A 24,729-nucleotide genomic window follows, 5' to 3' on the forward strand; every position below is an offset into this window, starting at 1 on the left:
ATGCTGATATTTATAGGGAAGCGAAAATAGCCCCGGTAAACTTGCATGCGTGAACTAATAACAATTCAACTGGACGACTCTGCAATTTGGCTTTATTTCGCCAATTATACAAAGTTTGGAGCCTAAAGCCTTTCACCCGAAATACCTCTGCTACCGTCATGTCACCGGTGGCATCATTTTACTTAGGATAGTCTGCTTACGTAATTCTGAATAGCGTGGCACAATCACAATCTTGACACCCCAAATGATTAAATTTCAAGTAGTATCAACTATCCTGCCAGAGGAGGGGAGGGGCCCCTATCTTTTCCAAAGCTCAAGGCATGCAAATAAATCCGGTCGTACTGATTCAGTTGCTCAATCCTTTTCTCGCTATTGCAATAGAGCAGAAATAACTGAAGCCATAGCCTCTCCTGATATTCGAACCACAGGCAAAACTTTAATGACAAAGCGCAAGATCAGCTGAAAAGAGGTTTTAGATCGGCTTCAACACCACTCTCTCAACAATATATCGACGAAACATGATTGCACGACTACCGAGGTGAGAAGTTAGAAGCGCTTATGCTTTGGAATGATTGGTTTGAAGAGCTTGCAGGGCTAGTTGAATGGTGCGCCGAGCAGTGTTAATCCCCTGACTCACACTAAAAAAGCGATGGCTATTTTAGTAACCGTCGCTTTTCTCGTCATATACCTGCTTTGACAGAGCTAATCAGCAGATAAAAACAACCGATCAAACTCAGGGTGACTTAATATTTTACCAATAAGCTCTTGCACTGTAGGAGCGAGCGAACTGGGCATATCGCGGGAACAGGCAATACCACCTGCAAAACTCGCATCATATTCACGCTTGTGACGTACATCAAAGCTCTCACCTTCACTGTTACTGATAGTCATATCTAGTGTCCAATGCGCATCAGTGACACCAGAACTAACAGCAGTATCGTTCAAATGCCCTTTTATAATGATTCCACCATTTTCTGTATACGCTTCAGCCATTTTCAGCTCTTCAACTAGCGCTTCCTGTATGTAACTTTCAAATGAGTGCCGATCAGTCAAAGCTACGTTATTAGCTAACCGGCACATGACCTTATAATCGGTTGTAGTAGCAGTGAACTCTTCTACTTGGAACTTCTGGTCCAACTGCTTAATCTTCGCCTGGTTATCGGCTGTCACGTGGTAACGGTCAACGGAAACTGAACAGCCTGTCATTAAAAGCACTGATGATACAGCGCACATCCATTTTTTTAAGTTCAATTTAAATCCCTTTAATAGTTAGATTTTGAATGAAGTGATTTTCAGCACCGAAAAATAATATAATAGCGTTATCAATAAGGTATATAAGTCTCATTGTCAACGGCAGTTTAAATTTGCCCCCTTGATGGCCTCACGCCAATTTTTAGAACCATTCACAGAATGAACTGAACTGTTTATGACGGGGTAATTACAATTATCGCCTTTACAGCAGTCGAAATGGGCTTTTAGTCAAAAATCGGCGCGGCTAACCATGCCAAGGGCATCAGTCTTGTAATTTTTTTGCATGCGCTTCGCCGATGCATCTATTTCTATATACTCAACTAACGGAAATAAACAGCGTTAGGTTTGTCGTATGCGTTACTGCTTATTTTGCTGCTCACATTTAATCCACGAATATCGCAGAAAAGCTTTCTCAAGCGAAGCATTCTTCTAGGCTCAATGAAATTTTTGTAAAAAGACGACTGAACGAAACGAATACCTGCTAGTCAACAAGTCGTAATTTCTTCCACGGAAACAAGCCCGGCGCTTCACCGGAACTGCATTAGCTATCCCGTTTTGCGAGGTGTAACTGTAGTGGCATAGTTAATTTAGCCACCTAATTAGAGGTACTATCATGCGCCAAGAGACAATTAGGTGACAACATTAAAAGAAGACCAAAGTGCAATTTCAGTACTGAATTCCGGCTCGAAGCTGCTGAAACGATGAATGTCGGTATTTCGACTATGAATAAATGGGTTCGCCAGCTTCGGCTGGAGCTCGGTGGGGAGAGCCCCAAAGCGACACCGATCACGGCCGATCAGCTCAGGATTAGGGCAACTCGAAAAACGTACCCGTGAAGTGGCTATGGAAAAAGACATAAGAAAAGAAAAGCCTACATAGTCAACTCATCCCCACCTGATTAGAAACACAGACTATACTTTTGAGGTCCGGAAACGGTCGTTAGCCCTTTGGAGATAACAGATCCCGTCAAAAACCTGACCTAGGGGAGCAGCGGGCCCGATGTTGGTGGCTTTAGGAGAGTGAATAGCAGGCAAGGCCAACTATAGTCATAATACGGTGCCCCCAGCACATTAACTTATTTATTAGACCTAACAAAGTAAGCTCTTTACACATTCTTTAATCGCCCGCTAATTTTACAATCGCCTCCGCAGCCGTTAGTATTTTAGTGTTAATCGCAACCTATCAGAACCACAGTGACGGACTGTAGCTACCAATTTAATGATTATTTATTTAATCCGGTTCAGAGCCAGCTTTGCCGGCCCGACGGCGATCGTGTCCTCGAATATCGTATTGCCACCCTGCTAGACTATTTTTGCCGACACCCGCAACAGCCACTTACCAAAGAAACCTTATTGCAGGAAGTCTGGGCGGGTCGCGTAGTGAATGAGGACAGCCTGTCGGTGGCGGTAAGTAAACTCCGCAAGATTCTTGGCGACAACCGCAGTGATCCGCACTACATCAAAACCATCCCCGGCGTTGGCTATCAGTGGCTGCCGCAAGTGGAAAAAGTAGACTGTAAAGAGGAACATCCCGTCATTACCCAGCGTAAAAAAGGTTGGCTGGAACAGGAATACCTGCGGGCGACAATGCTGGCCATCGTCATCGTGGTTTTCGGTTTAACGGGTTGGTTTACCTACGGCCGCGACGCCGGCCTTTTTGCTGTGAACCCAAATGAATTGTTAAGCCCTGACGCCAGGGGGCAATTACTCAAAGCGAGTACCTTGCTGACGTCACCCGAACCTGGCCCAGGGTCTGGCACCAAAGAAGATGACTACCTACAGGCCATCGCAATCTATCGCGACATTCTGAAAGAATATCCGGACACGATTGATGCCCACCTCGGCATTGCCGAAGCCAAATATAATATCGGGGTTGCTTCAGGATACCGGGTACTGTCACAGCACGATGACGAAATCCTTTCTATTGCCGACTATATTCTGGAGCGCGAACCAACCCACGGCCGGGCACTGATACTGAAGGCGAAAACCTTATTCAGTACCCGCTGGGAACTCGACGAAGCCGAGCGTTACTACGCCCGCGCGCTCGAAGCCATGCCTGACAACGCATCACTATACCTGGGCTACACTGAGTTTTTGATCGCGCGAGGCCGCTTTGACGATGCCGAGGCTCTGCTACAGGAATTACGCCGCCGTCAACCTGACTACTACCGGTACCTCAACCTTGCCCTGATTTATATGATGCGCGGTGAACCGGAGCGGGCTGTGGCTGAAACGCAGCGCCTGATCAACTCGGAAATAGCTTCAGATACTCATAATTACTCATTGCAGCGCCTTGGCGTAATTATGGGCGATGACGATCTGGCCATGGAGCACTTTTTGATTATTGCCCGACAGCAGGATCTGGCGCCGGAAACTGTAGCCGGCTATCAAAATACTTTTCAGCGTGGCGGCATCAAAGCCCTCTACAGCCAGTTACTTGATGAAAAGACAGAACTCAATCTTGGCCAGTATGTGCCACCAATTTCATGGGCGCGCTATGCCGTGGTGGCAGGTCGCACTGAAGAAGCGGTGCACTGGCTGGAACAAGGGGTTGCCGAGCGCCAGGCAATGGTCCTGTTTACCCATGTTGACCCCCACTACGACCCCATTCGCAACCACCCCGGCTTCCAGGCGTTGCTGGCTAAAATACCGCATTAAAACAATGCTAATGAATTAGGGGACCACGGTGCGAATACCCTTCTTGACCCGCGACCGGATATTTTTTAAGTGTTTAAAGTCCACCAATGGATTTCCCTCAAGCACCAGAAAACTGGCCTCGTAGCCAGTGGTGAGTCTTCCAATATGACGTTTGGGGAATAAGGCCTGCGGTGTAATGCGCACCAGCATATCCAGTAGTTCCAGCCGGGTGAACATATCCAGCTTTACCAGATAATCGACTTCGCTCAGAACGTCCGCGTCAAAGCGGTCGGATCCGGTCAACAGGGTTACTCCAGCGTTGCGAAGCCGCTGCAAGTTGTCACGCTGCAATGCAGCAATGGCTTGTTGACGCTCGGGTGGCTGACTACCCATCAAAGCCACCACTCCAGCAGTTGGAATCACCGCGATATTTTTTTTCGCCGCCAACGCAATTGCCTGATCGCTAAGACGATAATCGGCTGCGGTGCGCCCCTCCCACCAGGTATAACCAGGTAAATGGGCAATCCAGTCCACTCCGGCAGCTACAGCCAGGGCAAAATCAGCCGCCGATTCGGTGTGCGCAGCAACCCGGCGACCTCGCTCCTGCAAAAAGGGTACCAGCGCTTTTACCGTTTCTGGAGTTAAGCCATTTACGCCAAAAAATTCCGGATTATTGCGGCGCTCATTGAGCTCATGATGGACCAGCATAATCTTTACCAGATCGTCGCTACCTGATTTAATTAACTCCCATTTTTGCTCTATCTCGTCCGGACTGTCGATCACAATATAACTGCGGTCATAGAGGTCTTCTGGATTCGGCTCATAACCATCTGTGCGACGCGAATTTATCGCCATTCGCAGCGGATGACCATCGGAGCTGGAGATACAAGCACCCGCCAGCACCACATCGACCAACGCAGAATCCTCTAATGTTTGCCGGGTTTTTCCAGCGGTACCGTGATTGCCGCACAACATAGCGCCATAGAAGATCCCTTTTTGGTGATATGCAGGCGCAAAGTTCTCCGCTAGCCATGGGCTTTGCAGGTTGTGATTGTGCGCCTCAGCATAAGGCGGGATCACATACCCACCTGCCAGGTCCACAACTTCAGCTACCGGTTCCTGCACAGATTCCACAAGTATTCCATCTTTGACGTACCAGTCCATGGGTCTGAATGTTCCGTTCTGGTACCAGTAACCGTTTTTGTAATGGACGGGTTCGGCGGCCTGGGCCACCAAAATCCCTAGCGATAACAAAATGATGAGCACCTTCATTATTGGTTTTTCCTCTGACTGCATCTAACGGATAAGGGTTGCCAGCGGGAATTCAGCTGCCGACAGTACGCGCACCGTCTGCCCGTTGCGAAGCGTGTCAGCGCCACGAACGATAACCCGTTGCCCGTTGTTCAAGTTGCCTTTCACGTTGACATAATCGCCCTGCCCGCCATCAATATGTACGCGTATCGATGACGCTTTATTGTCGGCGTCGAGTACGAACAGCTGTGCGCCATTTTCCGTCAGCACAATGGCATCGCGCGGCACCACGAAGCGTTCGTCCGGGAATGCGGCTGGCACAGCTATACTGACGAACTCACCGACCTGAAAGTTTACTCGGGACTGCTCAGGTATTACTAAATGGCCGGTAAAAGTTTGCGAATTGGCATCGCTCATGGGAATCAGTGACCGCAGCGTCATGCTGGAGCTGCCGCTATTGTCATAGACCTCGAGCACTTCCGCCTGCGCGGTAAACGCGCTGTATTGTAGCGGCCCGTGGAAACGAATTTCCAGTTGCTCTGGATCCACCAGCTTGACCAGTGACTGATTGGCATTTACATCCTCACCGCGTTGATGGAAACGCTCGACCACGATGCCCGTGAACGGCGCAACCACCGCAGTCCGATCCAGATTATCCTGCGCTTCTTCAAGCTGGATTTGCAGCAACTCATAATCTGTCTCCGCCAGCGCCAGTTCTGCTCGCAGATCGTCAAGATCACGACCTGATACTGCGTTCTGGCTATGAAGCGTTTCAAAGCGCTCCAGGTTTCGGCGCAGGGTTTCAATTTCGATAGTCTTACGCCGTAATTTGGCATCCAGTTGACGCACGGTTAACTGGTAAGGGCGGGCATCAAGCCGGGCAATAATATCGCCCTCTTCTACCTGAATACCGGGCTCGAGAATCCACTCAAGTTTTCCCTTGATACCGGCGCTAACCGAACTGTCATTGCGGCTGATAACCTGACCGGTCACCATCACCGTGGGCGCGAGTATATCGCGCTCCACCGGGACGACGGATACCACAGGTTCCTGTTGAGCGCGCGCGGCGCCAGTTTGTGCACAAAGTATTATGGCCACTACACCAATTGTAAGATAACGATTAAGCATAACTTTTCTCCTTCTGCGGTAGAATGCGCAGGTAGTCAGCGAGCCGCAGCGCGGCCGGCATATAAACCAACATAAATACTGTACTCAGCGTCATACCGCCGACGATTACCACTGCCAGCCCCCGGTATATTTCGCTGCCGACGCCCGGAATAACCACCAGTGGCAGCATGCCGACTACTGAAGTCAGCGAACTCATATAAACCGGGCGTACCCGGGTCTGAATGGCGTGACGGATGGCCTCTTCAATGTTCATGCCTGAGCGTTGCCCGCGCCGGGTCTGATCGACTAGCAGGATCGCGTTATTCACCACCAGCCCCAGCAGAATCACAAAGCCGATCATGGTCAGCAGATCCAGCGACTGGAAGGTCACCAGATTCAGCGCCTGCAGCCCCAGCACGCCACCAGCGATGGCGACCGGCATCGACAGCAGCACCAGAATGCTGTCCGTCGCTGAGCGGAATAGCGCAGTCAACAACAGGAACAGAATTGCCACCGCAAAAATGAAATTGTCTTTCATCACATCAATCGCTTTTTGCAGGTCATCGGAGCCGCCACTCAGTTCGATGGACATCCCGCTACCAAGCTGTGGGCGCGTTTCCGCCATCACGCTGTCAAGAATCTCAATGGTTTCATCCAGACTGACATTATCTGGCGGGGTAATCGCCAGGGTTAAAGTGCGTTTGCCGTTGATGCGGCGCAGTTGCGTCGGTCCGGTCGCCCGACTCAGATGGGTCAGCTGGCCCATGGTCTGTACCCCGGCCTTTGGCGTAAATAGTGGAGTGGCTTGCAGTTGCTCGGGATTGGCCCATTGAGGCGAGCGCACAATAATGTCCATACGCTCATGACCGTCGAAATACTCGCCAGCGTAAAGCCCATTCGTTATCGCTCGGATCATGCTGCCAATTTGACCGCGATCCACGCCGGCCTGCGCCAGGCTGTAGTTGTTAGGGGTCATGGTCAGCTCGGGGCGGGCATCGCGCACCCCGGGCAGCGGCCGGATCACGGCACCCGGAAGCTCATCACGGATCCGGTCCATGGTGCGCTCAACAATTAACCGCGAGGCATCATCCATATTGCCGTTGAAGTTCATGTACACGCTGCGACCAGCACTCAGCCCCATATTTAGCAGGCTCGCCTGGAAGGCAAAGGCTTGGGTATCGGGTAAATCGACGAGGATTTCTGTGCGCAACAGGTTCAGCACTGCCGCTGCGTCTTTTGGATCTTCGGGGTAAACGAAGAGAATATTGCCACCGGCACTCATGGCGATGTTATAGCTGCCAATCTGTGGCTGCTTGCTGCCATCAAGGTAAGGTTGCAGGCGGCGTTTGAGCGTCTGGCCGACTTCGCGTTCAAGCACGTTGTAATTGGCGCCGGGTGGCACCACGAAGATAGACATTATACCTTCCCATTTTGCCTCCGGCAGGAAGTCGGTGCGTGGCATCAACAGTAGAATAAGCACCATGGCTCCGGGTACCAGCAGCACAACCCAGAACAGCGCGCGCCGCGGCGCCAGGCTGACTTTCTCGTACCCGCGCCCAAGCTTTTCCCATAACGGTTGTGGCGCGGGCGTTGAGCTCGCATGACGCAACACAATGGTGGCAATTACCGGCAACAAGAAGAGCGCACTTAACATGGACATCACCACGGCAACGGCCATACTGACTGCCAGGTCAAAAAATAGCTGCCCCTCAACACCGACCATAAAGAGCACCGGCGCGAAGATGGCGACTGTGGTCGCGGTGGAGGCAAACAGCGCGGGAGCAACCTCAGTGGTGCCCTTGATAGCTGCTTCTTTGACCGATAAGCCCTGCTGGCGCCAACGCAAAAAGTTTTCCTGCACCACGATAGCCGCATCCATCACCAGGCCAACCGCAAAGGCCAGCCCGGCCAGGGAGATGATGTTGATGCTGCGATCCAGGGCATTAAGAACAAATAGCGCCGCCAGCAGACTTACCGGAATTGTGAGGCCAATGAGCAAGGTGGCGCGCAACCCGCGAACCATCCAGTACAACAGCGCCATAGCCAGAATAATACCGATACCCAGGTTACCTTTGACCAGTTCGATCGCCCGTTTAATATGCTCGGAAGAATCGAAGCTAAGATCCATCTGTAAACCGTTTTCAGCTAAAACGGTTGTGTTTAGCTGATCGATTATTTTCTTCAGCTCTTCCATGATAGTCACGGTATTCGACTCATTCGCCCGCGACAGGGTAATGAAATATGCCGGCGAGCCGTTGCGGTAAGCGAAACTGCGGGCCTTATCATGACCAATACTGATATCGGCTACTTCCTTCAGATAAACCGGGCGCCCATCGTTATAGGCCACTATCATGTCGCCGTAAGTTTCAGGGGTGTACTGACCGTTAAAGCGCACTGTATATTCACGCCGGCCCACTTCAGCAAAGCCGCCGGACATATTGGCTGAGCGCTGAACCGCCCGGGTAATGGTGTCCAGATTGATGCCCAGTGCCGCCATACGATAGGGGTCTATAGTGATATGGAGCTGTTGTTCCTGCTCGCTGTTCAGAGTCACCGCGGCAATGCCGGGAATTTTGCGCAGCTCCGGCTCAACGTAATCCCGAATCAACTGCTGATGTTTCGTGAAGTCAGCATCGGCCATGGGATCCGTCTTGCGTATCAGCAAGGTCGCCACGCTCTCTTCCAACCCACCGAGTTCAACTATGGGCTCACCGGCTTCGCGGGGCCGTGGCGGCGCCTGGTTAAGCGCATTAATCACATTGATGAAGGCTTGCTGCATATTTTCGCCAATACCAAACTCGACGATAGTAATGCTCATACCGGCCCGCACCGACGAGCGAACCTCCTCGACGCCGGAAACGGCACGAATCACATACTCCTGGGGTTCGACGATTTCGGCTTCAAGTTCCGCAGGAGCGGCAGCGCGCCAGAAATTAAGAATAGTAATGACGGGCCGATTAAGATCCGGTGTTAACTGCACTGGCATCTTCATCAGGCCGGCGAATCCTAATAGCCCGATAATCAGAAAGGCCACGACAGTGGCGGCCGGGTTGTGGTGACTTAAACGAATCAGGTTCATTGTGTTTCCTCCCATCGCAGCCCTTCAGGGGCGGCAGTGACAGCAACTATGGGCGATTCGTTATTAAAGATCCTGAAGCCCGGCTGAAGGCTTCTTAAATATTCTTAAACAGTTGACATAAAAGGAGTTTATTGCGCTTTAAAATAGCGTTCAGGGGCGATACAGACAGGTGAGACAGTGATCCTGGTGCTGAAATTCGGCCTTTTTAAGGTAATTTGATGGGTCGCGACGAAGGGTTTTCAGTAACAAACCCTGCTCGAGTTTGGTCACGGCTTCGGCCAGCGTCCAGCGCTGATAAAAGCCTTCAAGATCATTGGGACCAATGTCCACAAAGAAGCCATTCTGGTATTGCTTAATAATGGCATCCTGCCGGCGGCGCGGCTTAAGCTGCTCAATATCAATGCCGAGTGGTTGGGTGGGGCTGGCGGCTACCGCAACGGCGTTGGCGGTATGGCTGATCGAACAGAACCAACTGACGCCAGCTATCTGCAACAGCGGCGCCCCGTTGGGCTGACGACGGATATGAACTTGTTCCGGGGCATAACCATGGGTTTCGCACACCAGCTGACGCAACAGTGCCCGTCCGCCCTGGTATTGCTGCTGCCGGGCGGGATGCTGGTAGGTAAGTGCATGGGCCGCTTCCGTTTCGCTCAGCCAGGGGCTGAGCTGCGGTAACAGCGTCTGCAGGTCAGTGGTAAAAGTCATCATCAGGCCAGTATATCCTTATCGCTGGCTGATGTTATGCACAATCTTTCTGTTGTTCCAGTTGCAGGCGCAGGTAGTCATCGTACGAGCCGTCAAAGTTATTGAGGCCGCGTTCGGTGATTTCCAGAATCCGGGTCGCCAGCGAGGACACAAACTCACGGTCATGGCTGACAAACAACAAGGTACCCTTAAACTGTTCAAGCGCCAGGTTCAGTGCTTCAATCGATTCCATATCAAGGTGGTTCGTCGGTTCATCCATCACCAGAATGTTCGGGCGCTGTAAAATCAGTTTGCCAAACACCATGCGGCCTTTCTCACCACCTGACAAAATCGACACCGGCTTGCTGATATCGTCCGCTGAGAACAGCATACGGCCCAGTACACCGCGCACCGCCTGCTCATCATCCTGCGGTTGCTTCCACTGCATCATCCAGTCAAACACCGAGATCTTCTGGGTAAACAGGTAAGCGTGATCCTGCGCGTAGTAGCCGATGTTGACGTTTTCCGACCATTTAACCAGGCCAGAGTCGGGGGTGTACTCGCCCATCAGACACTTCAGCAAGGTGGTTTTACCGATACCGTTAGCACCCAGAATAGCGACTTTCTCGCCCACTTCGATGGTTGCAGTCAGGCCTTTGAGTACCTGATTGTCGCCAAAGCTCTTGCGCACGTCGACGGTTTCCAGCGCCAGCCGGTATAGCTGTTTGGTCTGGTCAAAACGAATGTAGGGGCTGACCCGGCTTGATGCTTTGACTTCGGCCAGCTGGATCTTTTCAATCTGCTTGGCGCGCGAGGTGGCCTGCTTGGCTTTTGACGCATTCGCAGAAAAACGGCTGACGAAGCTTTGCAGCTCAGCGATCTTGTCTTTCTTCTTGGCGTTATCGTTCAGCAGTTGCTCGCGCGCCTGGGTGGCGGCAAACATGTACTGATCGTAGTTGCCCGGATACACACGCAGCTCACCGTAATCGATGTCCGCCATATGTGAGCACACACTATTCAGGAAGTGGCGGTCGTGCGAAATAATAATCATGGTGCTGTTGCGCTCAGACAGCACATTTTCCAGCCAGCGGATGGTGTTGATATCCAGGTTGTTGGTCGGCTCGTCCAGCAGCATGATGTCGGGGTCTGAGAACAGTACCTGCGACAGCAATACCCGCAGTTTTAGACCCGGAGCCAGCGCTGACATCGGCCCAAAATGCTGTTCAACCGGAATACCGACGCCAAGCAGCAATTCGCCGGCGCGCGATTCTGCGGTGTAGCCGTCCATTTCGGCAAACTGGACTTCCAGGTCTGCCACCCGCATGCCGTCTTCATCGCTCATCTCAGCGCTGCTGTAAATGCGATCCCGCTCTTCCTTAACAGCCCATAGTTCTTCATGGCCCATGATCACGGTATCGACCACCGAGAAATTCTCATAGGCAAACTGATCCTGGCGCAGTTTACCCACGCGCATATTCGGCTCAACCGAAACGTTGCCGGAGGATGGCTCCTGTTCGCCACTGAGAATGCGCATAAAGGTAGATTTTCCGCAGCCATTCGCACCAATTAAACCGTAACGGTTACCCTGGCCAAACTTCACGGAGATATTTTCAAATAAAGGCTTAGCACCAAATTGCATGGTGATATTTGCAGCAGAAATCACGTAGTCAACACCTAAACGAATTGCATAAAAATTGAGCGCGCTAATCTACGTGTTTTAAGGGCAAATTACAAAGGAAGTTTGCGTTTAATTGAAATTAACTCCAACCAGTTCTTCCAGTGCGGGGCGGGCGAAGTAGTAGCCCTGAAAATAGCGGATGCCAAGGCCGGCCAGATAATCCAGTTCAGCCTTCGACTCGATACCCTCTGCCAGCACATGGGTTCCTTGCAAAAGGCATTGCGCCAGCGCTTGCTGCACCTCATGTTGTTGGCCCGGGTGCTGCTCAATATTGCGGATCAATGCCATATCAAGCTTGAGAAAATCAGGCCGCAGGTCGGTCAGCCAGTCCATGGTCGCAAAACCTGCACCAAAATCATCAATAGCGGTATAGAAGCCGCGCTTAGAATAGGTCTGGAAGATATTCTGCAGATGAGCTTTATCGGGAATCTGCTCTCCCTCAGTCACTTCAAAGATTATTTTGGTCAGATCAAAACCATAGAGGTCTGCAGCCTCGATAGTCGCCTGAATACAGGTTTCCGGATTATACACAGCGTTAGGCAGGAAGTTGATGCTCAGCAGGGTATCGCAGCGCAGCCGCGTTGCTGTTTCGATCGCTTTTACCCGGCAGGCCTGGTCAAAGTAATAGCGGTTATCATCATTTATACGTTCAAATACCCAACCGGCGCCCTGGCCTTCCGGCCCGCGCACCAGCGCCTCATAGGCGATTATGCATTGCTTTTCAATATCGACGATGGGCTGAAATGCCATCCTAATTTCGAAACCAAGATCCTGGCCACTCAGGCAGTCCTGGCATGTCTGCATCTTTACCGATTCCGGAAAATCCATATCAACCTGTACCTTTAGAAATAATCCCGTAATAGCGAGTTATCGGCTACTTCAAGAAAAGCTTTATAGAAACTTTCTGACCCCTGCCGACTACCGGTTGAGTAACCATAGCAGGGAACCGATGCTAATGAACAGCCACAGCAGCACTGCCAGCAGCATAGGTTTAGCTCCGGCCGCGCGCAGCCGGGCGGGTGTGATGCTGCAGCCGACCAGGAACAAACAGAGCACCAGCAACTGTTTCCCACCGCTGAATAGCAAGTCATAGAGCGGCGCGCCAGCTGGAAACAGCGTTGCTATCGCTATGGCCGCCAGGTAGCCGAAAATAAAAAGTGGAATGCCAGGCAAGCCCGAGCTCGCGCCCTGGACCGGATCACGCCGCAGGGCGATCATGCTGGTCAGCAATACCAGGGGCACAATCAGCAGTGCCCGCGCCAGCTTCACCGTGGTGGCAGTAACCAGCGCATCATCACTGTATGCCTGGGCGGCGCCGACCACCGAGGAGGTGTCATGAATGGCAATTGCTGCCCACACCCCAAAAGTGTAACTGTCCAGGGTCAGCCAGCGGCCAATTACCGGAAACACCAGTAAGGCGACAGCATTGAGCGCAAACACACAAGCCAGTGCTATGGCCATCTGATCGGCGCGGGCCCGCATTGCCGGACCCACAGCAGCAATGGCGCTACCGCCACAAATCGCGCTACCCGAGCCGATCAGGTGTGCAGTGGTATAGTCCAGTCGCAACCAACGGGCAATCACTAAAGCCATTACCAGCGTCAGAGTTACCGACACCAGCATCAATCCAAGATTGTCAGCGGTTGCCTGCAATGCCGCGTCAAATTGCACGCCGAAGCCCAGTGCGATAATTGCCACCGCCAGTAACTTTTTAACCGTAAGTGCTGGCTGCACGGCAGCGGGTACCAGCCCACCGGCCGCCAGCGCGAAGCCTATGATCAAAGCCAGCGGCGCCGATATTAATGGTGTCAGGCAAAGCAGTGCTGCCAGCCAGAAGGCCAGATGCCGTATTGACATGCTTAACGCTCCTCTTCTATTGGATAAAGCGGGATAAAATGATCCTTTAACTGGATCACACCCGCTCTGTCAGTATAAAATTGCGCCTTTGTTATTAGTCTTCAGCGAGAGTGCTTATGGGTCGTGCCTATCAAAACCGCAAAGAGTCGATGGCCAAAACAGCTAATGCTAAAAGTAAAGTATACAGCAAGTATGGCCGGGAAATTTACGTTGTTGCCAAGCAAGGTGGCGTGGATCCCGAAGGGAACCTGGCACTGCGCGCGCTGATTGATCGCGCGAAAAAAGATCAGGTACCAGCGCACGTGGTTGACAAAGCCATCGAGAAAGCCAAAGGCGGTGCCGGCGAAGATTATGCGCCAGCTGTATATGAAGGTTATGGGCCGGGTAACTGCATGGTGATGGTCGAGTGCCTGACCGACAATCCAAACCGGACGATTGGCGAAGTACGTAACTGCTTTACCAAAACCAAATCGAAGATTGGCGCGCCTGGCAGTGTATCCCACATGTTTGATCACTGTGCGATTCTGGTATTTGCCGGCGATGATGAAGATGCGGTACTTGAAACGCTGATGATGGCTGACGTCGATGTAACCGATATCGAAGAAGATAGCGGCAAGATCACCGTTTTTGCTCCACACACCGAGTCACACAAAGCTAAGCAGGCACTGCTTGACGCTTTTCCTGATCTTGAGTTTGATGTTGATGAGATTCAGTACCTGCCGCAGGTGATGACGACTGTCAGCGGCGATGATGTGGCGGTGATGGAGAAATTCCTCGACATGCTCAATGACTGTGACGACGTGCAAAACATCTACCACAACGCGGAGTTTTAACCCGCTTTCTTAAATAAAATGCAGGCGTACCGCAAATTAACGCGCGGTACGCCCCATTTCAGTTCGTTTTACTCTTCCAGCAAATTCAGTACAAAGGCATATTCTTCAGCGGTTTCTTTCAGCCGCGAGAAGCGGCCTGAACTGCCGCCATGCCCGGCACTCATATTGGTTTTCATCATCAGCGGATTTGCGTCGGTTTTATGGGCCCGCAACTTGGCCACCCACTTAGCCGGTTCAAAATACTGCACCTGCGAGTCGTGTAAGCCGGTCGTTACCAGCAACGCCGGATAATCCTGTGCGCTGACCTGATCATATGGCGAGTAAGACAACATATAATCGTAATAGGCTTTTTCCTTCGGATTACCCCACTCGTCAAATTCGTTGGTGGTCAGCGGAATGCTTTCATCCAGCATGGTGGTGACCACGTCAACAAACGGCACGTGTACCATCAGGCCTTTATATTTCTCAGGAGCCATATTCGCCACCGCGCCCATCAATAAGCCACCGGCGCTGCCACCCATGCCAAATACTTTATCCGGATGCGCATAGCCCTCGGCTACCAGATGATCCGTTACCGCGATGTAATCGGTAAAGGTATTTTTCTTGTTCAGCAGCTTGCCGCTTTCATACCAGTCGCGGCCCATTTCCTGACCACCGCGGATATGGGCGATGGCATAAACGAAGCCGCGATCGACCAGTGAGAACACGGGCGAGCGGAAACTCGGCTCAGAGGTCGAGCCATAAGAGCCATAGGCATACTGGTATAGAGGAGCGCTACCGTCGGGCTTAAAGCCTTTTTTGTACAACAGCGATACCGGCACTTTCACGCCATCAGCAGTTGGTGCCCAGGTACGGGCGGTTTCATATTTGCTGGCATCGTAATTCGGCACCTCAGTCTCTTTCAGCACTGTGCGCACGCCGGACTTCATATCGTAGGCATAAACGATCGCAGGCGTTTTCAGCGACGTGTAGGTGTAACGTAGGGTATCGGTGTCCTGTTCCGGGTTGCGCTCAAAATACATGGCATAGACTGGCTCATCCGCCGCAATGGTGGTTGAGTTGTCCATATCATCCCAGCCAATAACCCGGATCTGACGCAAGCCATCGTTCCGCTCGTTTAGTGCCAGGTGCGATTCGAATACGGTAAAGTCCTGGATAAACACGCTGCTGCTGTGTTCTACCAGCGGCTGCCAGTTGGCTTTATCGCCCAGCTGGTCAGCGGCAACCTGCATGATTTGATAGTTAGGCGCGTTCAGATCTGTACGGATAATCCAGCGGCCATCAAGGTGATCAGCCCCATACTTCAGATTGCGCTCGCGCGGGGCTATGACCTGGAAGCCGGCATCAAGATCGCTACCATCCATCACATGGACTTCATCGGATAGCGTGGCATCCAGATTAATCATGATGTACTCGCCGTCAGTGCTGTTATTCACCCACATATAGAAGGTGTTGTCCTGCTCTTCGTAGACCAGCTCGGCGGCATCCGGCGAATTGCCGATTTTGTGTTTAAGAACGCGGGTGGATAGCAAGGTCTGCGGATCATTTTCAATAACGAACAGCGTCTCGTTATCCTGTGCCCATGCAATCGAGGCCGATAGACCGGCCATGCCGCTATCGACAGTCTCGCCTGTGGTCAGATCACGAACGTGCAACTGGTACTGGCGGCGGCCGGTGTTGTCGACCATATAAGCCATTAACTGCTGATTCGGGCTCACTTGCAGATTACCAACCTGCATAAAGGACTCGCCCTCGGCCAGCAGGTTCACATCCAGCATTATCTGCTCGTCACCTGTTTCAAGATGGGTACGGGTATAAATCGGGTACTCGTTACCCTCTTCGTATTTTACTGCATAGCTATAGTCGCCCTTGATATAAGGAACTGAACTGTCGTCCTGCTTGATACGGCCGATAATTTCCTGTTCCAGCGTCTGTGTCAGCTCGCTGTACTCCGCGCGGTATTCATCATAGTAGGCGTTTTCTGCTTCCAGATAGGCAATGACCTCTGGCGCAGCACGGGCATCGTCACGCAGCCAGTAATAGGGGTCTTCGCGATCACCATGAGGCGATGCAACCACATATGCTCTCTGTTCCGCGACCGGCGCACTACTTTTCTGGGGCGGAGTTTCACCGGAGCAGGCGGAAAGCAGCAGCGCCAGCATCAATGAAGGGATAAACAGTGATTTGCGTGTACAGGTAATAGTCATATTATTGTTCTCTGTTACAGCCAGACTTCATAGCGGCATGATTAGTATATTCGGGACCTACTGCCATATATCTCACAGAAAACAGGCAGAAAGCACTAGCAAAGTGTAAAAAAATATTTCATCACAACATTGATATAACATCTATACCTGTTATCGTACATAGGTGTCGTTCGTCGCATGAACAATTGCACATGTCAGACCAGTTCGGTATTGTTTAGCTATGGAGACGAACAAAATATAATACATTTTTTTATTTTTCAGGGAATCTGACAATAAGTGACTGCTAAACGGAGTTATATGCCGCGCTCGCTATACAAAGTTTTCTTTTGTATAGCTTTTGCCGTGGCTGTAATACAGCTTAGTTCTGCAGTAATGGCCCAGGAGTTGCCTGCTGTCGATCCCGTGGTGGAATCCCGGCTTGATGAATTGCTTAACAACGCAGGTGGTGCCGAAGAAGTAGCCGCCGAACTGCAAACCATCACCGACAACCTAACTGATACCACGCCGATAATGAGCCAGGTTCGCACCCTGACTTACCTGTCAATGTATAAGGCTTATGCCGGGAAAGTTGAAGAAGCCTATGCGATTCATTCCAGAGTGTCACGACTCGCTGACGCCTCTGGCATTCCCGATGCCATCGCTGAGGCCGCAGCGAACCACATTGAGCTTAAGCTGCTCGAGCGCAAGTTAACAGAGGCCTACACCCTGCTCAATGAAGCGATATTGCCTTTGCAGGATGCCACTTTGCCGCGGGTACGGTATTACATTCATAATCTGGTCGCGCGGGTATACAGCAATAAAAACCAATACGAACGGGCGCTGGAGCATTTAATACAGGCAGCTGACGCGGTTGACGAAACCGACGATTCCCGTACGCATATCCGCCGTATTCATATTAAGTTGCGCATTGCTCAGCTGCAGACACAGCTTAAGAATTATGACGAAGCGATTCGCCATACCGATGAAGCCCTTGCGCTGGCAGAATCATTGCAGCTGACTGATATTTTTTACGGCGAAATCCTGCTGCAAAAAGCCATTACCGAAACTGACCGCGGCAATTATGACGACGCCTTAGCTGTTTATCAGCAACTGGAGAACTATTTCGCCGGCGATGAAGAAAATGGCGACCTCTATGGCATTGTGCTCAATAATATGGCGGATCTGGATATCCGCACCGGCCGCTACAATGAAGCCGAAGAGCTTCTCAATCGGGCCCTGGCGCTGGCGCAGGAACATGAGGATCCGGTCAGTGCTGAACTGATCCAGTTTAACCTGGGGTTCGTTGATGTTCATCAGGGTGAGCACGAACAAGGGCTGAGCACCATGAAGACGGCCGTGGATCGCTTCCGTGATACCTGGATCGACTCAGAGTTTGAAGGTGTGCTCGGTGAATATGCGGAAGCACTCGGGATGGCAGGACAATACCAGCAGCAGGCGCGAATTCTGCTGGAACAACGGGACCTACGCGACAAGGTGTTCAGCCTGGAACTACAAAAAAACCTGACCGAGCTGCAAAGCCTGTATGACAACAAAGACAAAGCGCAGCAAATCAAGTTGTTGCAGCAGCAGAATGATCTTAAACAACAGTTGCTGAAAAACGAAGAACAACGCCAGTTGATTCTGACGCTGTTGGTCATCCTCGCGGCCATCGCCGGGGTACTGGTTTATTTCTTGTACCGTGCTGCGCGTAAGTCGAACCTGAAGCTCAAAGATGCTAACGCCAGGCTCGCCGATCAGTCCATTCGCGACCCGCTAACCGGTTTATTAAACCGCCGGGCGATTCAGCAGGAACTGGAGCGGCAGAAGAAAGAGGCAAGGCAAACCAAGCGCGAAGATGCGATGATTCTGCTGGATGTCGACTATTTCAAACGCATAAATGATCATTACGGCCATACCGCTGGCGATGCCGTGCTCATGGAGATTTCACGCCGGCTGGTGGAGGTCTCGCGCGACTCCGATAAAGTGGTGCGTTGGGGCGGCGAAGAATTCCTCATCTACCTGTCGGACGCTGAACACGACGCCATGCCGCGCTTAACCCAGCGTGTGCTTGATGTGATTGGCAGCCAGCCAGTGTCTCATGACGGGCACACCATCCCTATTACCGCCACTGCGGGCTTCATCAGCTTCCCCTTCGCCGATCTTGATAACAACGAAATGGACTGGGAGGAAACCCTCCAGCTGGCCGATATGGCGCTCTATGCTGGTAAAGTCTACGGCCGGAACCAGGCCTGGGGCGTCATGGAGCTGAACGAGCCCTTTGAAAAAGCCCGCAAGCGCCTCGAAACCGACTTACCCGGTGCCATCAGCGAGAACATCATTTCTGTCACCGTGATTCATGGTCCGGCTCAAGAATAAGCGCCCCGAATAAAAAAAGCCCGCGTTGTTAGCGCGGGCTCTACTATCTGAAGCATTCAATGCCGACTGGATTATTCCAGTTCAGACAACGCACTGATACCCATGTTGTACAGAGTAAAGCTATGGATATCTGCCCACTGCTCGATGGTTTTAGATACCGGGGTACCCGCACCATGGCCGGCATTGGTTTCAATGCGGATAAGTTGTGGATACGGCCCGTTGTCGTTGGCCTGTAGTTCAGCAGCAAACTTGAATGAATGCGCCGGTACCACGCGATCATCATGGTCGCCGGTGGTGATCAGGGTGGCCGGGTAACGCACGCCCTGCTCCACATTATGCACCGGTGAATAACCATACAGATACTCAAACATCTCCGGGCTGTCTTCGGCGGTGCCGTAGTCATAAGCCCAGCCGGCTCCTGATGTGAAGGTATGGTAGCGCAGCATATCCAGTACCCCTACTGCAGGTAATGCAACCTGCATCAGATCCGGACGCTGAGTCATGACCGCACCAACCAGCAAGCCACCGTTTGAGCCACCCCGGACTGCCAGTTTGTTGCTCGATGTGTAGTTTTCCTGGATCAGGTACTCACCCGCAGCGATGAAATCATCAAACACGTTTTGTTTATTAAACTGGGTACCCTGAATGTGCCAGTCTTTACCATATTCACCGCCACCACGCAGGTTCGGCACCGCATAGACGCCACCGAGTTCCAGCCATACCGCATTGGCAACGCTGAACGACGGGGTCAGGCTGACATTAAAGCCGCCGTAACCATAGAGCATAGTCGGATTGGTACCATCCAGCTCCAGGCCCTTTTTATGGGTAATAATCATGGGCACTTTAGTGCCGTCTTTAGAGGTGTAGAACACCTGCTTCGACTCATAATTATCACTGTTAAAGTCAGCCTGTGATTTCTCGTAAACCACTGAGTCGCCTGATTCCGGATCAAACTCGTAGATGGTTGACGGGGTATTGTAGTTCGTGAAGGTGTAATAGACTTCTTCATCATCACGATCACCGCGGAAACCGCCAACACTACCAACCCCCGGTAGCTCAACGGTACGAATTAATTCGCCGTCATAGCCGTACTGCTGAACCTGGGCGATAGCATCAACCATGTACTCGGCAAAAATGTAGCCGGCACTGGTTGAAGGGCTCAGCACATTTTCAGTTTCGGCGATAAAATCCTGCCAGTTCGCTGGTTGCGGGTTACTCGCATCCACCGTTACCACGCGCTTGTTCGGCGCATCCAGGTTGGTCACCAGATATAAGGTACTGTCCTGGTTATCAAGCAGGTAGGTATCTGAATCGGTATGATCCAGAATAGTTACCATGGCGCTGCCTGGCTCAGATAAATCTTTCAGAAAGAGTTTGTTGCCTGAGGTTGATACCGCCGCAGAAATCAGCAGATAACGATCGTCTTCAGTCACTGAACCACTTACATAGCGATGCTTCTGTGCTTCAGTGCCACCAAATACTACTTCGTCTTCTGACTGTGGCGTGCCCAGCTTGTGATAGTAGAGTTTGTGCTGGTCGGTTTTCGCCGACAGCTCACTACCTTCGGGCTTGTCATAGCTTGAATAATAAAAGCCTTCGTTGCCATACCAGGAAATGCCACTGAACTTGACATCATCCAGCTCTGATTCCAGCTGCTCTTTGGTTTCAGCGTCAATCACGATAATTTTGCGCCAGTCGCTGCCACCTTCAGAAATCGCATAAGCGGCCAGTGAGCCGTCTTTAGAAAAGCTTAAGCTCGCCAGCGACGTGGTGCCGTCTTCACTGAAGGTATTGGGATCAAGAAATACTTCGGTGTTGCCCTCAGCATCAGTGCGGTATACCACGTACTGGTTCTGCAGCCCGTCATTCTTATAAAAGTAGGTGTATTCACCCTCAGTAAAGGGCGCGCTGATTTTCTCGTAGTTCCAGAGTTCGGTCAGACGCTCCCGGATATCATCACGGTAGGGGATCTTCTCGAGGTACTCAAAGGTCACTTCGTTTTGTGCTTCAACCCAGGCTTCAGTTTCCGGGCTGCGATCGTCTTCCAGCCAACGATACGGGTCGCTCACTACGGTACCAAAATAAGTATCACTGACATTGCCCCGATAGGTCACCGGATAAGTGACCTCCGCATCGACGGCGGTCTCTTTTTCTTTGTCCTGCTGCTGTGGTGAACAGGCCGCTAACAGCGCCGCGCCAACCATAACGGTAAGGTATTTCATTCTGTGCACTCCATAAGCTGATAATTACTGTTGCTCACTATACATTAACTCAATGCCGGGTGGGTATTGGCAAACCACGGCTGGTTGTTTAACGATGCTAAAAATTGCTGTAATGCCGGCCACTGGTGAATATCCAGGCGCTGACGAAACTGTGCCCAACTCAGATAGCAGGCCAACCGCAGCTGACCATCAGTATAGGGACCTTCTGACGGCAATTCGCGCTGGTTTAAATCCGCCAGAATACTTTCGATACGATCGCGCTGACGCTGTAAGTAAGGGCTTTGCTCTGGCGCCAGCCCATCGCGCTCCAGTAGAAAAAGGTTAATTTCCGTATCCATGGCGGTACTGACCATGCAGAAGAGATCAAAATCGGCCGGATCCTCACAAAAGGGTTGCTCGGCCAGGCTTCGCAGGTAACGGATGATCGCCGCAGAATCATGCAATTTCACCCCATCATGTTCGAAATAGGGAACACGCTTGGTTGGGCTTTGACTGGCGCTGGCGGAAAAATCGACTGGAATGAGCTGGTGATCCTGCCGGTTCATTTCCAGCACGATCCGACAATGGCGCACGTAAGGCGAGGTATAACTGCCAAATAACTTCATACTGAGTCCTGAAAAACGTTAAGCTATAGATATGTTGTACAAGAGATTAGCATAATGAAAAAAGCGCTTCAGTATTTACTCAAAGGCCTGGCCGTTTTATTACCTATCGCCTTAACGGTGGCTCTGGTGCACTGGCTGCTGGTAACCGTCGAGGCCTGGCTACGTCCGTTATGGATCAGTCTCATTGGTGAGAATTATTATCTGCCAGGGCTCGCCTTTATCAGCTTTCTTGGCATCGCCATCTTTGTCGGCTTCAGTACCCGCTGGCAAATTGTGAATAAGTTCTGGGCGTTGCCTGGCAAAATAATCGAGCGCATGCCGGTACTGAGCAACCTCTACGGCACCCTCACCGAAGCAGTGGATCTGATGTCGGGCAAAAGTTTTGCTGATGAATCCGTGGTGCTGGTGACCCTGGCGGGCGGTGACGTGCGCCTGATAGGCATTATTACCAAACGCAGTGGTGTCGATGGCGACCGGCTCTCGGCGCTGCTCGACGAAGACCATGTCGCAGTATTACTGCCGATGAGTTACAACGTTGGTGGCTACACCATTATCGTGCCACGCAGCTGTATTAAACCACTGAATATGTCCCCGGCCGATGCCATGCAGCTGACTATCAGTGCCGGCCTGGGCAAGAATAAAGCAATCCCCAAAAATGATAGCAAGGACTCATAACAGCATGCCCTATTTGCCCTGTGTTGAAATTGAGCCGGACCAGCCGGCAAACCGTGCCATTATCTGGTTACATGGCCTTGGTGCTGACGGTAACGATTTTGCCCCACTGGTACCCCACCTGCGCTTACCAGAATCGGTACAGGTGCGGTTTATCTTTCCCCACGCGCCGAAAATTCCGGTAACCATTAACGGTGGCATGGTGATGCCGGCCTGGTACGACATCACGGATATGACCATTGATCGTAAGGTAGACACTGCTCAGCTGCGTGCCTCAGCAGACAGCGTAGCGGATTTGATTGCGCGCGAAAATGAGCGTGGGATACCCAGTGAGCACATCGTGATAGCAGGTTTTTCACAAGGCGGCGCGGTTGCTTACGAGGCGGCGCTGTCCCATTCCGAGCGGCTGGCGGGGCTACTGGTGTTATCCAGTTATCTGGCAACGGCACCTTCTATTGAGCTGCATCCGGCAAACCAGGATTTACCGGTAATGATTCAACATGGCCGACAGGATCCTATAGTCGCTGAGCGGCTTGGGCAACAGGCTAAGTCCTGGATGATGGATCACGGCTACAAGGTGGATTATCAGGCGTTTGATATGGAGCACCAGGTTTGCCCTGAGCAGATTCAGGAAATCAGTAACTGGCTAACCAAGGTACTGGCGACTTAGTTCGCCAGCACCTGCAGCTTATCAGCCCACTGATCAACCCAGCGTAAAGCGCTGTTGCGATCACTGACACGTACATTCACGTGGCCGACTTTGCGCCCCGGACGGGCATCTTTATTGTACCAGTGGCAATGGGTGTCACTGTGGTGCCATAAGCCGACCGGGATCTTTTCCGCGCCAATGACATTAATCATTAAGGTGGGTTCGAGGCGCAGTTCCGGTAGCGTCATACCTGTCAACGCACGAATATGCAGGTCGAACTGGCTGCAGTTGGCGCCCGTCATAGTCCAGTGGCCCGAATTATGTACCCGCGGCGCAATTTCATTGATCAGTAAGCGGGCATCAGCACCCTCACCGACCACGAAAAACTCAATCGCCAGCACGCCAATGTAATTCAGCGCATCCGTCAGACGTCTGAAGCAGGTTTCTGCGCGGCGTTGTAACGCTTCCGGGACGCTGTCGATCGCGCCCAGGCTATAACTCAGAATACCACGCTGGTGAACGTTGGTGATTAACGGGTAGCAGCAGACGCTGCCATCCTTACCACGCGCGCCGACCAGCGACACCTCGCGCTCAAACGGGATCAATTGCTCAGCGATACCGGACTGTACACCAGCCTCGGTAGCGAGCGCCGCGGCGTCATCGCCTGATTTAAAACGCCATTGCCCTTTACCGTCATAGCCGCCGCGGGCCGTCTTAAGTACCAACGGATAATCGCTTTGCTCAAGCAAACGCTGCAGTTCAGTTTCGGTGTGGTAGCTTTTCCAGGGTGCCGTTGGCAACTGGCAGTCATCAAAGAGTTTCTTTTCCGCGCGGCGGTCGGTCAGGCTTTTAATGCGCGCCGGATCCATCAGGAATTTGTCATGGGCGGCGGCAATAATATCAGCGGGGATATCTTCATGTTCCCAGCTCACGGCATCGGCCCAGGCGATGGCATCCGTCAGACTCATTTGCAGGTCAACCTGCGCGGATAAGGGTTTTACTTTTTCGGTGCGGGTACTGTACAGCAGACACTCGTGCCCATGGCTTATTGCGCTGCCGCCAAGCATCTGGCCGAGCTGACCATCACCGATAAAGAGTAACTTCATTCCGGCAGCTCCAGCTTGGCTCCGCTCATCACTTTTTCGCGCTGTTGAGCGCGGAACCGCTGCACCCGGTCACGCACAGACTTGTCGCTGACGCCAATAATCTGCGCCGCCAACAGACCAGCATTCGCTGCGCCAGCCGGCCCTACCGCCAGGGTACCGACAGCGACGCCTTTTGGCATCTGCACAATTGAGAGCAGGCTATCCAGGCCTTTTAACTGTTTCCCCGGCACGGGTACGCCCAATACCGGAATAGCGGTAAAAGCTGCCAGCATCCCGGGTAAATGCGCAGCGCCACCAGCGCCGGCAATGACCACGGGCACATCGTCCTGCTCAGCCTGCTGCATAGTCGTCTGCAGCAAGTCGGGCGTACGGTGCGCAGACACCACTTCGGCGCGCCATTCAACGCCAAGATCTTTGAGCATTTGCGCTGCATGTTGCATTACGGGCCAGTCGGATTGCGAGCCCATCAGAATAAGTACAGGTGCCATGAGGTGCTCCTTTTGGAAAGGTGCGAATTGTAGCCAGCCTCGCGAGCGG

The 24,729-nt window shown here is 52.0% G+C and carries 18 protein-coding genes and 1 pseudogene; 6 read left to right on the forward strand and 13 right to left on the reverse strand.

Annotated features, from left to right (window positions below):
- Nucleotides 1–702: 702 nt before the first annotated feature.
- Nucleotides 703–1,251, reverse strand: a complete 549-nt coding sequence (locus IDSA_RS06760; protein ID WP_126760556.1) for a hypothetical protein — start codon at nt 1,249–1,251, stop codon at nt 703–705.
- A 701-nt stretch (nt 1,252–1,952) separates the two neighbouring features.
- Here IDSA_RS06760 and IDSA_RS12290 point away from each other — a divergent pair.
- Nucleotides 1,953–2,075: pseudogene (locus IDSA_RS12290) on the forward strand (IS3 family transposase); the annotation flags it as partial.
- A gap of 369 nt (nt 2,076–2,444) precedes the next feature.
- Entirely contained in the window at nt 2,445–3,908 is a 1,464-nt protein-coding gene (locus IDSA_RS06765) for a tetratricopeptide repeat protein (RefSeq protein ID WP_034775383.1), read from the forward strand.
- 15 nt (nt 3,909–3,923) lie between these two features.
- Here IDSA_RS06765 and IDSA_RS06770 read toward each other — a convergent pair whose 3' ends face one another.
- The 7 genes from IDSA_RS06770 to IDSA_RS06800 all read right to left on the reverse strand — a co-directional run bounded on the left by IDSA_RS06770 (nt 3,924) and on the right by IDSA_RS06800 (nt 13,543).
- On the reverse strand, nt 3,924–5,159 hold the full coding sequence (locus IDSA_RS06770; protein ID WP_034775384.1) for an amidohydrolase family protein: 1,236 nt from the start codon (nt 5,157–5,159) through the stop codon (nt 3,924–3,926).
- A gap of 24 nt (nt 5,160–5,183) precedes the next feature.
- Nucleotides 5,184–6,266, reverse strand: a complete 1,083-nt coding sequence (locus IDSA_RS06775) for an efflux RND transporter periplasmic adaptor subunit (RefSeq protein WP_051986147.1) — start codon at nt 6,264–6,266, stop codon at nt 5,184–5,186.
- Entirely contained in the window at nt 6,259–9,324 is a 3,066-nt protein-coding gene (locus tag IDSA_RS06780) for an efflux RND transporter permease subunit (RefSeq protein WP_051986148.1), read from the reverse strand. Before IDSA_RS06780 ends, IDSA_RS06775 begins: the two co-directional genes overlap by 8 nt.
- A 150-nt stretch (nt 9,325–9,474) precedes the next feature.
- Entirely contained in the window at nt 9,475–10,032 is a 558-nt protein-coding gene (locus IDSA_RS06785; protein ID WP_034775385.1) for a 4'-phosphopantetheinyl transferase family protein, read from the reverse strand.
- 31 nt (nt 10,033–10,063) lie between these two features.
- A complete protein-coding gene (locus IDSA_RS06790) occupies nt 10,064–11,671 on the reverse strand; it encodes an ABC-F family ATPase (protein ID WP_034775386.1) in 1,608 nt (535 codons plus the stop codon).
- 84 nt (nt 11,672–11,755) lie between these two features.
- Nucleotides 11,756–12,514 carry an EAL domain-containing protein gene (locus IDSA_RS06795; RefSeq protein ID WP_034775387.1) on the reverse strand — a complete coding sequence of 253 codons (759 nt, stop codon included), beginning with the start codon at nt 12,512–12,514 and terminating at the stop codon, nt 11,756–11,758.
- A gap of 90 nt (nt 12,515–12,604) precedes the next feature.
- Nucleotides 12,605–13,543: a YeiH family protein gene (locus tag IDSA_RS06800; protein WP_034775388.1), complete on the reverse strand. Its 939-nt coding sequence runs from the start codon at nt 13,541–13,543 to the stop codon at nt 12,605–12,607.
- A 116-nt stretch (nt 13,544–13,659) separates the two neighbouring features.
- On the opposite strand from IDSA_RS06800, the gene IDSA_RS06805 reads away from it, so the two are divergent.
- A complete protein-coding gene (locus tag IDSA_RS06805) occupies nt 13,660–14,376 on the forward strand; it encodes a YebC/PmpR family DNA-binding transcriptional regulator (protein WP_034775389.1) in 717 nt (238 codons plus the stop codon).
- A 68-nt stretch (nt 14,377–14,444) separates the two neighbouring features.
- Here IDSA_RS06805 and IDSA_RS06810 read toward each other — a convergent pair whose 3' ends face one another.
- Complete coding sequence (locus IDSA_RS06810; RefSeq protein ID WP_232221277.1) at nt 14,445–16,583, reverse strand: S9 family peptidase; 2,139 nt, start codon at nt 16,581–16,583, stop codon at nt 14,445–14,447.
- Between the two features lie 342 nt (nt 16,584–16,925).
- On the opposite strand from IDSA_RS06810, the gene IDSA_RS06815 reads away from it, so the two are divergent.
- Nucleotides 16,926–18,938 carry a tetratricopeptide repeat-containing diguanylate cyclase gene (locus IDSA_RS06815; RefSeq protein WP_198024050.1) on the forward strand — a complete coding sequence of 671 codons (2,013 nt, stop codon included), beginning with the start codon at nt 16,926–16,928 and terminating at the stop codon, nt 18,936–18,938.
- A 71-nt stretch (nt 18,939–19,009) separates the two neighbouring features.
- Here the strand turns inward: IDSA_RS06815 and IDSA_RS06820 are convergent, their stop codons facing one another.
- Nucleotides 19,010–21,160, reverse strand: a complete 2,151-nt coding sequence (locus tag IDSA_RS06820) for a prolyl oligopeptidase family serine peptidase (RefSeq protein ID WP_034775391.1) — start codon at nt 21,158–21,160, stop codon at nt 19,010–19,012.
- 44 nt (nt 21,161–21,204) lie between these two features.
- Nucleotides 21,205–21,765: a glutathione S-transferase family protein gene (locus IDSA_RS06825; RefSeq protein WP_034775392.1), complete on the reverse strand. Its 561-nt coding sequence runs from the start codon at nt 21,763–21,765 to the stop codon at nt 21,205–21,207.
- A gap of 54 nt (nt 21,766–21,819) precedes the next feature.
- On the opposite strand from IDSA_RS06825, the gene IDSA_RS06830 reads away from it, so the two are divergent.
- Both IDSA_RS06830 and IDSA_RS06835 read left to right on the forward strand, forming a co-directional pair.
- Complete coding sequence (locus IDSA_RS06830) at nt 21,820–22,440, forward strand: DUF502 domain-containing protein (protein ID WP_034775394.1); 621 nt, start codon at nt 21,820–21,822, stop codon at nt 22,438–22,440.
- A 4-nt stretch (nt 22,441–22,444) separates the two neighbouring features.
- On the forward strand, nt 22,445–23,107 hold the full coding sequence (locus IDSA_RS06835; RefSeq protein ID WP_034775396.1) for an alpha/beta hydrolase: 663 nt from the start codon (nt 22,445–22,447) through the stop codon (nt 23,105–23,107).
- Here IDSA_RS06835 and IDSA_RS06840 read toward each other — a convergent pair.
- Nucleotides 23,104–24,192 (reverse strand): 5-(carboxyamino)imidazole ribonucleotide synthase, encoded by a 1,089-nt coding sequence (locus IDSA_RS06840; RefSeq protein ID WP_034775397.1) that lies wholly within the window; start codon nt 24,190–24,192, stop codon nt 23,104–23,106. The genes IDSA_RS06835 and IDSA_RS06840 overlap by 4 nt on opposite strands.
- The gene (gene purE, locus IDSA_RS06845) at nt 24,189–24,680 is read right to left on the reverse strand and encodes a 5-(carboxyamino)imidazole ribonucleotide mutase (protein ID WP_034775398.1); all 492 of its coding nucleotides are present in this window, start codon (nt 24,678–24,680) and stop codon (nt 24,189–24,191) included. Before purE ends, IDSA_RS06840 begins: the two co-directional genes overlap by 4 nt.
- Nucleotides 24,681–24,729: the final 49 nt, after the last annotated feature.

The sequence above is a fragment of the Pseudidiomarina salinarum genome (assembly GCF_000753715.1).
GTDB classification, from domain to species: domain Bacteria; phylum Pseudomonadota; class Gammaproteobacteria; order Enterobacterales; family Alteromonadaceae; genus Pseudidiomarina; species Pseudidiomarina salinarum.